This is a genomic window from Lysobacter sp. 2RAF19 (genome assembly GCF_052115395.1).
Classification (GTDB): Bacteria; Pseudomonadota; Gammaproteobacteria; order Xanthomonadales; family Xanthomonadaceae; genus Noviluteimonas.
Genome location: NZ_JBFRGO010000001.1, coordinates 682,905 through 695,302, shown reverse-complemented (window position 1 = coordinate 695,302; position 12,398 = coordinate 682,905). Strand labels below are relative to the sequence as shown.

12 protein-coding genes are annotated in these 12,398 nt (G+C 68.1%); 7 read left to right on the top strand and 5 right to left on the bottom strand.

From position 1 onward, the window contains the following. The 3 genes from AB4059_RS03480 to radA all read left to right on the top strand — a co-directional run bounded on the left by AB4059_RS03480 (position 1) and on the right by radA (position 3,651). Positions 1-768, top strand: coding sequence for a YdcF family protein (locus tag AB4059_RS03480; RefSeq protein ID WP_498976615.1), 768 nt, complete (start codon positions 1-3; stop codon positions 766-768). Between the two features lie 168 nt (positions 769-936). Next, entirely contained in the window at positions 937-2,010 is a 1,074-nt protein-coding gene (locus AB4059_RS03475) for a polysaccharide biosynthesis/export family protein (protein WP_498976613.1), read from the top strand. A gap of 243 nt (positions 2,011-2,253) precedes the next feature. After that, positions 2,254-3,651 carry a DNA repair protein RadA gene (gene radA, locus AB4059_RS03470; protein ID WP_498976611.1) on the top strand — a complete coding sequence of 466 codons (1,398 nt, stop codon included), beginning with the start codon at positions 2,254-2,256 and terminating at the stop codon, positions 3,649-3,651. An 18-nt stretch (positions 3,652-3,669) separates the two neighbouring features. Here radA and AB4059_RS03465 read toward each other — a convergent pair whose 3' ends face one another. The 5 genes from AB4059_RS03465 to AB4059_RS03445 form a co-directional block, all read right to left on the bottom strand. Beyond that, the gene (locus tag AB4059_RS03465; protein ID WP_498976609.1) at positions 3,670-5,232 is read right to left on the bottom strand and encodes a DHA2 family efflux MFS transporter permease subunit; all 1,563 of its coding nucleotides are present in this window, start codon (positions 5,230-5,232) and stop codon (positions 3,670-3,672) included. Positions 5,233-5,241: 9 nt separating this feature from the next. Then, complete coding sequence (locus AB4059_RS03460) at positions 5,242-6,423, bottom strand: HlyD family secretion protein (protein ID WP_498976607.1); 1,182 nt, start codon at positions 6,421-6,423, stop codon at positions 5,242-5,244. A 31-nt stretch (positions 6,424-6,454) separates the two neighbouring features. Further along, positions 6,455-7,915 carry an efflux transporter outer membrane subunit gene (locus AB4059_RS03455; protein WP_498976605.1) on the bottom strand — a complete coding sequence of 487 codons (1,461 nt, stop codon included), beginning with the start codon at positions 7,913-7,915 and terminating at the stop codon, positions 6,455-6,457. A gap of 1 nt (position 7,916) precedes the next feature. Next, complete coding sequence (locus tag AB4059_RS03450) at positions 7,917-8,363, bottom strand: MarR family winged helix-turn-helix transcriptional regulator (protein WP_498976603.1); 447 nt, start codon at positions 8,361-8,363, stop codon at positions 7,917-7,919. Positions 8,364-8,441: 78 nt separating this feature from the next. Beyond that, positions 8,442-9,224: a cytochrome C assembly family protein gene (locus AB4059_RS03445; RefSeq protein WP_498976601.1), complete on the bottom strand. Its 783-nt coding sequence runs from the start codon at positions 9,222-9,224 to the stop codon at positions 8,442-8,444. Between the two features lie 68 nt (positions 9,225-9,292). Between AB4059_RS03445 and ffh the strand changes: the two genes are divergently transcribed. The 4 genes from ffh to trmD all read left to right on the top strand — a co-directional run bounded on the left by ffh (position 9,293) and on the right by trmD (position 12,393). Continuing rightward, on the top strand, positions 9,293-10,660 hold the full coding sequence (ffh, locus tag AB4059_RS03440; protein ID WP_498976599.1) for a signal recognition particle protein: 1,368 nt from the start codon (positions 9,293-9,295) through the stop codon (positions 10,658-10,660). 130 nt (positions 10,661-10,790) lie between these two features. Continuing rightward, on the top strand, positions 10,791-11,048 hold the full coding sequence (gene rpsP / locus AB4059_RS03435; RefSeq protein ID WP_498976597.1) for a 30S ribosomal protein S16: 258 nt from the start codon (positions 10,791-10,793) through the stop codon (positions 11,046-11,048). 35 nt (positions 11,049-11,083) lie between these two features. Then, positions 11,084-11,623 (top strand): ribosome maturation factor RimM, encoded by a 540-nt coding sequence (gene rimM / locus AB4059_RS03430; protein WP_498976595.1) that lies wholly within the window; start codon positions 11,084-11,086, stop codon positions 11,621-11,623. Positions 11,624-11,625: 2 nt separating this feature from the next. Next, positions 11,626-12,393 (top strand): tRNA (guanosine(37)-N1)-methyltransferase TrmD, encoded by a 768-nt coding sequence (gene trmD / locus AB4059_RS03425; RefSeq protein WP_498976593.1) that lies wholly within the window; start codon positions 11,626-11,628, stop codon positions 12,391-12,393. Positions 12,394-12,398 lie beyond the last annotated feature (5 nt).

Here is a 12,398-nt window from a genome sequence, read left to right as displayed (position 1 = left end):
TTGCAGTTCCTGCGCGACATCGTCGTCGGACTGACGTTTCCGCTCGCGTTGACGCTGGTGCTGCTCGCGCTGGCCGGCGCGATGTACGCGCTGCTGAAGTTCAAGCGCGTGGCGATCGCCTTGGCGGTCTTGGCGATCGGCTGGTCGGCGTTCTGGTCCTTGCCGGGCAACGCCGAATGGTTGCGTCTGTCGCTGGAGGACCGGTACGCCGTCGAATCGCCGAATGTCCTGCCCAACGCCGATGCCATTGTCGTGCTCGGAGGTGGCGGTTACACCTGGATCAACCGGCCGGGCGTGACGCTCGAGGATCTGAAATACAGCCGGCTCGCACAGGGCGCGCGCCTGTACATCGCCGGCCGCGCGCCGCGCATCATCCTCTCCGGCGGCGGCGAAGGCGGGCATACCGAAGCGCGCAACATGGCGCGCGGCATGCGCAAGTTCGGCGTGCCCGGCGATGCCTTGCTGCTGGAAGAACGCAGCACCGACACCACCACCAACGCGCGTTACTCCGCGCAGATCGCTCGCGCCAACGGCGTGCGTTCGGTCCTGCTGGTCACCTCGGCGATCCACATGCCGCGCGCGAGCGTGCTCTTCCGCGGCGCGGGGCTGCAGGTCATCGAAGTGCCCGTGGCCGAGCCGCCGTCCGTCCGCGGCGACCGCTGGGTCGACCGGTGGCTGCCGAGCGGCCGTGCCCTGTGGCGCAGCGGCCGTGCGTTGAAAGAGTACGCAGGCCTGATGGCCGCTTGTTTCGAGAGAAAAACGGCGTGAACCCGGCAGGGCCGGTGTAGCCCGGCAATTTCACGCGACGCCGATAACCCTGTCCGTAGGCTGCCGCCGACAACCTGAATTCGGCTCGCCGGACGTCCGCGGGGCCGGATCGCGGTATCCAAAACATCGGCGCGCAGGTGCGCGCTTCCCAGCTAGGAGGGCTCCACCTTGAACACCCAACTGACGCGCGTCGCCACACTCGCGATCGCACTGGCACTGACCGGCTGCATCCCGGGCCAGAAGATGTCGGCGCGGGGCCCGTCGACCATCGTCGACAACGGCCAGGAACTCGCGGTGACCCCGATCACGGCCGACCTGGTGGCCGCCAAGCGGCAGCCCGTCGTGTTGCCGGCCGAGCTCACGGCGTTCCAGCCGACCTCCTATGAAGTCGCCCCGGGCGACACGCTGATCATCACCGTGTGGGACCACCCGGAACTGACCACGCCGGCCGGTTCGCAGCAGCAGGCGATCACCAACGGCCGCCAGGTGCAGTCCGACGGTACGTTGTTCTATCCCTACGCCGGCAAGTTCAAGGTCGGCGGGCTGACGGTCGAGCAGGTGCGCAACACGCTCGAGAAGCGCCTGGCGCGTTACCTCAAGGACCCGCAGGTCGACGTCAACGTCGTCGGCTTCGGTGGCCGCGTGTCGCTGCAGGGCGCCTTCACCAACACCGCGCCGCAGGACACGACGACCGTGCCGCAGACGCTGGCGCAGGTGATCGGTCGCGCGGGTGTCGACGTCGCCAACGCCAATCTCTCCGGCCTGGTGCTCACGCGCGATGGCCGCAACTACCCGATCGACTTCGACGCGATCAATCGCGATGGCGTCGCGCAGGACATCTACCTCAAGCCCGGCGACCGTGTGTACCTGCCGTACAACGATCGCAACGAGGTCTACGTGGTGGGCGAAGCGCGCGACCCGAAGGCGATTCCGTTCAAGACCAGCGACATGACGCTGGCGCAGGCCCTCGGGCGTGCCGGCGGCCTGAACCCGGAAACCTCGAAGGGCAGCGCGGTCTACGTGGTGCGCGGCATGGACGACAAGGGCAATCCGGCGGCGGTCTTCAATCTCGATGCGACCTCGCCGGCGGCCTTCGCCGTCGCCTCGCGCTTCACGCTCAAGGCGGGCGACGTGGTGTGGATCGGCCCGGCCGGTATCACCCGCTGGAACCGTTACATCACGCAGTTGCTGCCGTTCTCGGGCTTGATCCGCAACGCGGCCGCGGCCGGGAGCGACTTGTAAGGAACAACGTGGGGAAAAACAGTTCGACCAACGCTCGCGCGGCGTAAGGGACGGCGCTCGCGAGCCTCCGGGCAGGGAAGCCCGGACGGATTCAGACAGGGACGCACGCCAGGGATGGCGTCGCAGGCCGGGGACCGCCCCGGCCTTTTTTTCTGCGCGATCCATGCGTTTGCCGACGCGGTGTCGCACGTCGTGGGATTGCAGCGGCTACAGTGCTGCATCGTCCAAGCACGTGCGTTGCCCATGTCCAAGCTCGCCGCCGGCAAGAAACTCAGGAATTCCGCCTACGTCTGCAACGAATGCGGCGCCGACCACGCCAAGTGGCAAGGGCAGTGCGACGCCTGCGGTGCGTGGAATTCGTTGGGCGAAGTCGTGTTGGAATCGGCATCGGCGGCAGCGCCGGCCGCGCGGCGTGGCGGTTGGGCGGGCAAGGTCGACGCCCCGCAGGTCACCGCCCTGCGCGAAGTGCGCCACAGCGAAGAAGCGCGCGTGTCCACCGGCATCGGCGAGTTCGATCGCGTGCTCGGCGGCGGCTTGGTCGAAGGGGCGGTGGTGTTGGTCGGCGGCGATCCGGGCATCGGCAAATCCACCCTGTTGTTGCAGGCGCTCGCGCAAATGGGCGCGACGCTGCCGGGCCTGTATGTCACCGGCGAGGAATCCCTTGCGCAGGTGGCCGGGCGCGCGGTGCGCCTCGGACTGCCGATCGATCACCTGCACGCGCTCGCCGAAACCGGCGTGGAGCGCATCCTCGAACAAGCCGTCGCGATGCGCCCGAAGGTGATCGTCGCCGACTCGGTGCAGACGCTGTGGACCGAATCCCTGGGCGCGGCGCCCGGTTCGGTCAGCCAGGTGCGCGAGAGTGCAGCGCGCCTGGTGCGCTACGCGAAGGAAACAGGAACGACGGTCTTCCTCGTCGGCCACGTCACCAAGGAAGGCGGCATCGCCGGCCCGCGCGTGCTCGAACACATGGTCGACGCGGTGCTGTACTTCGAAGGCGAAAGCGGCAGTCGCTTCCGCGTGCTGCGCGCGTTCAAGAATCGCTTCGGCGCCGTCAACGAACTGGGCGTATTCGCGATGGGCGAGAAGGGCCTGCGCGAAGTGCCCAATCCTTCGGCGATCTTCCTCTCCGGCGGCAGCACGCCGCAGCCGGGCAGCGCGGTGATGGTCACGCGCGAAGGCACGCGGCCGTTGTTGGTCGAAGTGCAGGCGCTGGTGGATTCCTCGCCGCTTTCCAATCCCCGCCGCGTCGCCGTCGGCCTCGAACAGAATCGCCTCGCGATGTTGCTTGCCGTGCTGCATCGCCACGGCGGCGTGGGCGTCGGCGACCAGGACGTGTTCGTCAACGTCGTCGGCGGCATCCGCTTGCAGGAAACCGCCGCGGACCTGCCGGTGCTGCTCGCGGTGTTGTCGTCCCTGCGCGACCGCCCGCTTGCCGAGAAGACCGTCGCCTTCGGCGAAATCGGCCTCTCCGGCGAAATCCGCCCGGTGCCCAACGGCGAAGAACGTTTGCGCGAAGCGGCGACGCACGGCTTCAAGCGCGCCATCGTGCCGAAGGCGAATGCGCCGAAGGCCGGCGCCTACAAGGGCCTGGAAGTGATCGCGGTGGAGCGCTTGTCGGATGCGTTGTCGGCGGCGAGTTGATCGCCGCCGCGCAAAGCCCTAATGCCCGGCCGCAGCCTCCGGCCCGGCCTTCGCCTGGAACGGCGGCTTGGCGATCCACACGAACGCGATCACGATCAGGAACACGATCCCGAGCAGGTGGAAGATCTCGTTGAAGCCGATCTGCGCGGCCTGGTTGGAGATCAGCCGTTCCAATACCGCCGCGCCGCGTTGCAGGTCGCCGTTGCCCAGGCGCGTGGTCGCTTCGATCGTCGCCGGGTCGTAAGCCGACAACTTCTCGGTCAGGTGCGCGTGGTGCACCGCGCCGCGCTCGCTCCACGCATACGTGGTGAGCGAAGCGGCGAATGAACCGCCCAGCGTTCGCATGAACGTCGCCAGGCCCGAGCCCGCCGCGATCTCGTGCGGCTGCAGGTCCGACAGCAGGATCTGCAACACCGGCATGAAGAACAGCGCCACGCCGAAGCCCTGCAGCAGCTGGATCATCGCGATGTGGTTGAAGTCGACGTCGAGGTTGAAGCCTGCGCGCGCGAAACTTGTCAGCGACAGCGCGATGAACGCCGTGGTCGCCAGCGCGCGCAGGTCGAACTTGTGCGCGTACTTGCCCACGAAGGGTGTCAGGATCACCGGCAGGATGCCGATCGGCGCCGTGGCGAAGCCCGCCCAGATCGCCGTGTAGCCGAGGTTGCGCTGCAACCACAGCGGCACCAGGATGCTGGCGCTGAAGAACGAGGCGTAGGCCAGCACCAGCGCCGCGGTGCCCGCGCTGAAATTGCGGTGGCGGAACAGGCGCAGGTTCACGATCGGGTCCTTGTCCGTCATCTCCCAGATGACGAACACCGCGAGCGAGATCGCCGAAAGGATCGCCAGGCCGACGATCAGGTTGGAGCGGAACCAGTCTTCGTCGTTGCCCAGGTCGAGCAGGATCTGCAGCGCGCCCACGCCCAGCACCAGCGTGATCAGGCCGACGTAATCCATCTTCGGGCTTTCGAGCTTTTCCGGCCGCCCCTTCAACTGCCGGCCAACCACGAACGAGCAGAACAGCCCGATCGGCACGTTGATGAAGAAGATCCATTCCCACGAATAGTTGTCGGTGATCCAGCCGCCGAGGATCGGCCCCGCGATGGGCGCGACGACCGTGACCATCGCCAGCAAGGCGATCGCCTGTCCCCGTTTGTGCGCGGGATAGATCGAAATCAACAAGGCCTGCGTGATCGGATACATCGGGCCTGCGACGAAGCCCTGCAGCGCGCGCGCGGCCACCAGCAGGCCCATGCTGTTGGCCAGGCCGCACAGGAAGGAGGCCACGACGAACAGCGCGGTGGCCCAGACGAACAACTTGCGCTCGCCGAAATGCCGCGTCAGCCAGCCGGTGAGCGGCAGGGCGATCGCGTTGCTCACCGCGAAGGAGGTGATCACCCACGTCGCCTGGTTCGCGCTGCCGCCGAGGTTGCCGGAGATCGTCGGCAACGAGACGTTCGCGATCGTCAGGTCCAGCACCTGCATGAACGATGCGAGCGCCAGGCCGATCGTGGTGAGCGCCATGTTCGGCGGGCGGAAGCCGGCCTGCGGCATCGGCGCCGCGTTTGCGGTCGTTGCGGACATGGGCGTGGCTTAGCCGCGACGGCCCAGATTCGCCTCGACGATCTTCGCGATGCGCGCGTTGGCGTCGGCCAATTGCTTGGCGTACGCGTTCGTCGTCAGCAGCGGTTTGGCGGGCGGCGCATCGGCGAGCAGCGGACCACTGCGATCGCGGATGCTGACATCGGTATGCATCGACAGGCCCAGGCGCAAGGGATGTTCCTTCAGCTGCTGCGTGTCGACCGAGATGCGCACCGGCACGCGCTGCACGATCTTGATCCAGTTGCCGCTCGCGTTCTGCGCCGGCAGCAGCGCGAAGGCGCTACCCGTGCCCAGGCCGAGGCTCACCAGGTGGCCGTCGAAGCGCACGTCCTTGCCGTACAGATCCGAATGCAGTTCCACCGGCTGGCCGATGCGCATGTTGGCCAGCTGCGTTTCCTTGAAGTTCGCCTCCACCCACACCTGTTCCAGCGGCACGACGGTCATCAGCGTGACGCCCGGCTGCACGCGCTGGCCGAGCTGCGTCGAACGCTTGGCGACATAACCGGTCACCGGCGCGACGATCGCCATGCGCTGCAGGTTGAGATACGCCTGGCGCACCTGCGCGGCGGCGGCGGCGACCTGCGGCTGCGTCTGCACGGTGGTCGCATCGACGAGCGCACGGTTGCGCGAGAGGTTCTCGTTCGAACCGGCCAGCGCGGCTTGCGCCGCCGCCAGTTCGTCGCGCGCATGCGCGAGTTCTTCGGCGGCCACCGCGCCGGTGGCGACCAGGCCCGCGCGGCGCGCGACGTCCTGCTTGGCCTGCTCCACTGCGACGCGACGGGCGGCGATGTCGGCCTGGTTGGCTTCCACCGCGCTGTACAGGCCGCGCGCCTGGCGCACCGCGTTGGCGAGGTTGGCTTCGGCCTGCTCGTAGGCCACGCGCGCGTCGTTGGGATCCAGTTGCACGAGCACCTGGCCGGCGACGACCTTCATGCCATCGTCGGCACCGATGCTGACGACCGTGCCCTGGGTCTGCGGCGTGATCGAAACCACGTTGCCCAGGACGTAGGCATCGTCGGTGTCTTCGTGCCAACGGGCGACGAGGAAGTAGTACGCGGCCCACGCGATGGCGGCGACCACGACCACGAGGGCGAGGATCGTGAGCGCGCGCTTGCGCTTGTTCACCGTTGCGCCGGCCGGCGCTGCGGCATTGGGATTGATTTGCTGGGTCATGGTTGGGCGCGGGAGAAAGTGGGAGAGGGGATCAGTGCGTGGAGGCTTGGGCGTTCGCGGCGTCGAGCGCGACCGGATGGGCGATCTGCAATCCGCCGCCGAGCGCGCCCTGCAGGTCGACCGTGGCCTGCAGGCGTTGCGCGCGCAGCGCGTCGATCTGCTGGTCGAACTGCAACAACGGGGCTTGCGCGGCCAGCACGTCGAGTTGCGTGCCCAGGCCTGCCTTGTAACGTTGCGAAGCGACCGAGTACGCCGATTGCGCCGCTTCGCGCGCCTGCGCGAGCGTTGCCAGTTGCGATTCGAGCGCGCGCGCCGATTGCACGGCATCGGCGACTTCGCGCACCGCGCCGACCAGCGTCTGGTCGTAATCGGCCACCGCCAGGTCGTACGCAGCGTCGCTCTTGGCGAGCGAGTTGCGCAGGCGGCCGCCGTCGAAGATCGGCAGGCTCAACGCAGGACCGCCGTTGACGAGCGCGGCGTCGCCGGAAAACAGATCGGACAGATGGCCGGATGCGAGCCCGACGAGCGCGTTGAGGTTCACCGCCGGATAGAACGCGGCCTTCGCGACGTGGATGGATTCGCCCGCCGCTTCCACGCGCCAGCGCGCGGCGACGACGTCGGGGCGATGGCCCAGCAGGTCGCTCGGCAACACATCGGGCACGCCGGGGGCGGGTGCCTGCAGCAGCGCAGGCTTGGTGATCGCAAGGCCGCGATCGGGGCCCTTGCCCAGCAGTGCGGCGATTGCATTGCGCGCGAGCTGCGCCTGGTGTTCGGCGGCTTGCGCCTGTTGTTTCGCCGCGCCGACGTTCGCTTCGGCGTTGCGTAATTGCAGTTGGTTGTCGATGCCGGCGTCGACGCGCTGCTTCGACAGCGACGCCAGGCGCGACCCGCGCGCCGCCTCGGCATTCGCCGTTTCTGCCGCGTCGTGCGCGAGCGCCAGGGCGATGTAGGTGCGGGCGATGTTGGCCGCCAGCATCAGGCGCGCGGCTTGTGCGTCCACTTCGGTGGCGCGCGCCTGGTCGAGTGCGCCGCGCCATTGCGCCGCGTGCGCGCCCCACAGGTCGATGCTCCACTTGAAGTTGAGCCCGAGCAGGAAGATGCCCTGGTATTTGCCGCCGAAGTTTTCCGGCGCGATCGTTTCGGGAACCAACAGGCCGAGGTATTGCGCGCTCGCGCCGAGCGTCGGCTTGCGTTCGGCATCGGCCAGGCCCGCCTGCGCGGCGGCCTGGCGCACGCGCGCATCGGCGGCGGCCAGCGACGGCGTGCCGGCCAGCGCTTCGTCGATCAGTGCGTTCAATTGCGGATCGCCGTACGCGGTCCACCAATCGTGCGCGGGGAACTGCGCGTCGGAGGCGGCGCCGAAGGACTGCTTCGTGGCGAGCGTGGCGTTCGCGTCGCGCGGCTGCGTTTCCGGGGCCAGGCCGTGCGAACTGGCGCAACCGGCGATGAAGACGGTGGCGGCGAGGGCGAGGGGGATCAGGGGCAAGCGCATGTCAGTCCTGTGCCGCGAGGTTGTCGCGGACCTGGGAAAGGAGTCGGAGGAGTTCGTCGCGTTCGGTGGGGCTCAGGTGCGCCATCGCGAGGTCGTGCACGCGTTGCGCGGAGGGCGCGATGTCGTTCCACATCGCGCGGCCGGCGTCGGTCAGCATGATCGTCAGCGCGCGGCGGTCGCCGGGGACCGCTTCACGGGCGAGCAGGCCGCGCTCTTCGAGCTTGTCGAGCAGGCGCGTCATCGCGCCGGGATGCAGGTAGGCCGCGCGCGCCAGTTCGGTCGCGCCCGCCGGCCCGTGGGCCAGCGTCTTGAGGGTGATGTACTGGGTGAAGTTCAGGTCGTGGCCGTTGGCCGCGAGTTCGGCTTCCATCCGCGCCCACATGGCGTCGCGCACCTGGCGGAAAAGCAGGCCCAGGGAGGAGCCGTTGCAGGGAGGGGTCGTCGACATGGGGCGGCATGATGCGTGCCCCTGCAATAGTTGTCAATGCAATTATTGTGAAAGCAGCCTTCCCATGCCACCGGCCGCTTAGACGCGCTTTAGCACCATCTCAAGCACGAACTGGCTGCCGAAGAAGGCCAGCATCAGCAGGACCATGGCCACCAGGGTCCACCGGACCGCCTTGGCCCCGCGCCAGCCCCAGCGCCAGCGGCCGAGCAGGAGCACGCCGAAGGCCAGCCACGACAGGACGCTCAACACCGTCTTGTGCACCAGGTGCTGGGCGAACAGGTTTTCGACGAAGAGCACGCCCGTCAGCAGGGTGGCCGTCAGCAATGCGAAGCCGACGGCGATCGTGCGGAACAGCAGCGACTCCAGTTGCGTCAGTGGCGGCATCGCGCGCAGCCAGCCGTGGAATTCGCGGCGGCGCAGTGCGCGTTCCTGCGCCCAGAGCAGGACTGCGATCAGGGCCGCGATCCCGAGCGTGGCGTAGGCGAGCAACGCGCACCACGCATGCAATTGCAGGCGCCAGTCCAGTTGCGTGGTGTTGACGTGCCCGCGCGATGCGTAGGCGATTGCGACCACCGATGCGATCGGAAACACGATCACGCCCAGGGCCGCCATCCGCCCGCTCGCGCCGAACGCGGTCGTCAGCACGGCCATGCCCAGGCCGACCAGCGACAAGGCGGAGAAGAAGTGCAGGTCCAGCGCGCCGGCGCCATGCCAGGTGCTCGCATGCAGGGCGACGTGCAGGGCCAACGCGATCAACGCGGGCAACAGCCACGCACGTCCGCGCGCATCGCGCGCGACGTCGCGGGCAAGCAAGCCGGCGGCGCAGAGGTAGGCCAGGGCGGTGATGAATGCGAGCGTCATGCCGGAAGTGTGCCACGGCCCAAGGGCTATACTGCGCGGCCTGGTTTTCGCCGCATTTCAAGACCCCCATGTTCGAATCCCTGACCCAGCGCCTCTCCGGCACCATCGAGCGCCTGCGCGGCCGTGGCCGCCTGACCGAGGAGAACATCCGCGAGGCGCTGCGCGAAGTGCGCATCGCGCTGCTCGAAGCGGACGTCGCGCTGCCGGTGGTGCAGGCGCTGGTCGAACGCATCAAGGTGCGCGCGGTCGGGCAGGAAGTCCTGAAGTCGCTGACGCCCGGCCAGGCGCTGATCAAGATCGTGCGCGACGAGCTCACGTCGGTCATGGGCGCCGCGGCCGCCGATTTGAACCTCAACGTTCCCGCACCGGCCGTGATCCTGATGGCCGGCCTGCAGGGCGCGGGCAAGACGACTACCGTCGCCAAGCTCGCTAAGCACCTGAAGGAACGCCGCAAGAAGAAGGTGATGGTGGTGTCGGCCGACGTGTATCGCCCGGCCGCGATCGAACAGTTGAAGACCCTCGCGCAGCAGGTCGACGTGCTGTGGTTCCCGTCCGATCCCTCGCAGAAGCCCGAGGCGATCGTGCGCGCGGCGATCGACGATGCGCGCAAGTCCTTCGCCGACGTGCTCATCGTCGACACCGCCGGCCGCACGAGCATCGACGAAGCGATGATGCGCGAGATCCAGGCGCTGCATGCCGCGGTCGCGCCGGTCGAAACGCTGTTCGTCGTCGACTCGATGACCGGCCAGGACGCCGCCGTCACCGCGAAACATTTCGGCGATGCGCTGCCGCTCACCGGCGTGGTGCTCACCAAGACCGACGGCGACGCGCGCGGTGGCGCCGCATTGTCGGTGCGTTACATCACCGGCAAGCCGATCAAGTTCATCGGCACCGGCGAAAAGCCCGACGGCCTGGATGTCTTCCATCCCGATCGCGTCGCCAGCCGCATCCTCGACATGGGCGACGTGCTCTCGCTGGTCGAGCAGGTCGAGCAGCAGGTCGACAAGGACAAGGCCGCCAAGCTCGCCGAGAAGGTCGCCAAGGGCAAGCGCTTCAACCTCGAGGACATGCGCGACCAGCTCGAGCAGATGCAGAACATGGGCGGCCTGCACGGGCTCATGGACAAGCTGCCGGGCATGGGCCAGGTGCCCGAACATTTGAAGAACCAGGTCACCGGCAAGGAAGTGCCGCGGATGATGGCGATCATCGGTTCGATGACGCCGAAGGAACGCCGCAACCCGCACCTGCTCAACGGCTCGCGCCGCGCGCGCATCGCGAAGGGCTCGGGCACCTCGCCGGCCGACGTCAACAAGCTGCTCAAGCAATTCCAGCAAATGGAAAAGATGATGGGCAAGCTCGCCGGCGGCGGCATGAAGGGCCTCATGCGCGGGATGAAGGGGATGATGGGCGGCCGCGGCGGGATGCCGTTCCGCTGAGGATCGTCGGCCGGGTAGGGCGGCCACGGCCGCCTTCACGCGCGGCTTGGCCCGGTGCGGGCGAATGGTCTACAATCGCCGGCTTACCTCGGCACGTCCGCCGACTGGGCAACACAGGAAACTCCGCACCATGGTCAAGATTCGCCTTACCCGCGGCGGCGCGAAGAAGCGCCCCTTCTACCACATCATCGTCACCGACAGCCGCAGCGCGCGCGACGGCCGCAACATCGAGCGCCTGGGTTACTACAACCCGATCGCGTCGGGCGCCGAGAAGTCGGTCGAACTGAACACCGAACGCCTGAATTTCTGGGTCGGCCAGGGCGCGCAGATGAGCGACAAGGTCGCCAATCTCGCCAGGCAGGCCGCCAAGGCCGCTCCGGCTGCCTGAGTTCCGCAGTCGCGCCAACGCGCGACGCGTATCTCATGAGTGAACAAGACGCCCCGCAGAAGGATCTTCTGGCGGGGCGTCTGCTTTTGGTCGGCAAGCTGCATGGCGGCTTCGGCATCAAGGGCGAAGTGAAACTCGAAAGTTTCACCGACCCGCCGGAACGCATCTTCAAATACCAACCGTGGACCTTGCGCGATGCGCAGGGCCGCGAGCGCACCTGCACCGGCGCGAAAGGCCGCGTCACGCCGAAAGGCGTCGTCGCCGTGCTTCCGGACATCGCCGACCGCGACGCCGCCGACGCACTGCGCGGCACCGAACTCTACGTCCCGCGCTCCACGCTGCCGCCACCGGCGCCCGGCGAGTATTACTGGGTCGACCTCGAGGGCCTGCGCGTGGTGAACCTGGAAGGCGTGGCGTTCGGCACCGTTTCCCACCTGTTTTCCACCGGCGCCAACGACGTGCTCGTAGCGCAGGGCGATCGCGAACGCATGATTCCGTTCGTCGAACCGGACTACGTCAAATCCGTCGATTTCGATGCCGGCGTGGTCACCGTCGACTGGGACGCGGACTTCTGAGCATGCGCGTCGACATCGTCAGCCTGTTCCCGGAATTCGTCGCGCAATGCGCGGCCTTCGGTGTGGTCGGGCGGGCGCAGGAACGCGGCTTGCTGTCGCTGCATGGGTGGAACCCGCGCGATTACGCGCCCGGCAATTACCGCCGCGTGGACGACCGCCCGTTCGGCGGTGGCCCCGGCATGGTGATGCTGATCGATCCGCTGCGCGATGCCATCGCCGCCGCGCGCGCCGCCGATCCGCTCGAGGCGCACGTGGTTTACCTCACCCCGCAGGGCACGCGCCTGACGCAGGCGAAGGTGCGCGAGCTCGGGGCGCTGCCGCGTTTGGTCCTGTTGTGCGGCCGCTATGAAGGCGTCGATGAGCGCCTGATCGAAGCCGAAGTCGACGAAGAGTTGTCCATCGGCGATTACGTGCTCTCCGGTGGCGAGCTCGCCGCGGCGGTCCTCGTCGACGCCGTCGCCCGGCTCCAGGAGGGCGCGCTGAACGACGCCGAATCGGCGCTGCAGGACAGTTTCGAAGGGGGCCTGCTCGATTGCCCGCACTACACGCGGCCGGTCGAACACCCGCTCGGGAAGGTCCCGGACGTGCTGCTCTCGGGCAACCACGCCCAGATCGCCCGCTGGCGGCGGATGGAAAGCCTCGGCCGCACCTGGCTGCGCCGGCCGGACCTGCTGGATGAACAGGCCCTGCCCAAGGCCGACCGCGGCCTGCTCGAGGACTTCCGGGCCCGTTACATGCGGGGCATCGAAGAACCCGACGGCGACGCGTAACTCCC

Coding starts and splice junctions, on each gene's coding strand:
- radA (WP_498976611.1), top strand. CDS start 2,254: ATGTCCAAGCTCGCCGCCGGCAAGAAACTCAGGAATTCCGCCTACGTC.
- AB4059_RS03465 (WP_498976609.1), bottom strand. CDS start 5,232: ATGTCCGCAACGACCGCAAACGCGGCGCCGATGCCGCAGGCCGGCTTC.
- AB4059_RS03460 (WP_498976607.1), bottom strand. CDS start 6,423: ATGACCCAGCAAATCAATCCCAATGCCGCAGCGCCGGCCGGCGCAACG.
- AB4059_RS03455 (WP_498976605.1), bottom strand. CDS start 7,915: ATGCGCTTGCCCCTGATCCCCCTCGCCCTCGCCGCCACCGTCTTCATC.
- AB4059_RS03450 (WP_498976603.1), bottom strand. CDS start 8,363: ATGTCGACGACCCCTCCCTGCAACGGCTCCTCCCTGGGCCTGCTTTTC.
- AB4059_RS03445 (WP_498976601.1), bottom strand. CDS start 9,224: ATGACGCTCGCATTCATCACCGCCCTGGCCTACCTCTGCGCCGCCGGC.
- ffh (WP_498976599.1), top strand. CDS start 9,293: ATGTTCGAATCCCTGACCCAGCGCCTCTCCGGCACCATCGAGCGCCTG.
- rpsP (WP_498976597.1), top strand. CDS start 10,791: ATGGTCAAGATTCGCCTTACCCGCGGCGGCGCGAAGAAGCGCCCCTTC.
- rimM (WP_498976595.1), top strand. CDS start 11,084: ATGAGTGAACAAGACGCCCCGCAGAAGGATCTTCTGGCGGGGCGTCTG.
- trmD (WP_498976593.1), top strand. CDS start 11,626: ATGCGCGTCGACATCGTCAGCCTGTTCCCGGAATTCGTCGCGCAATGC.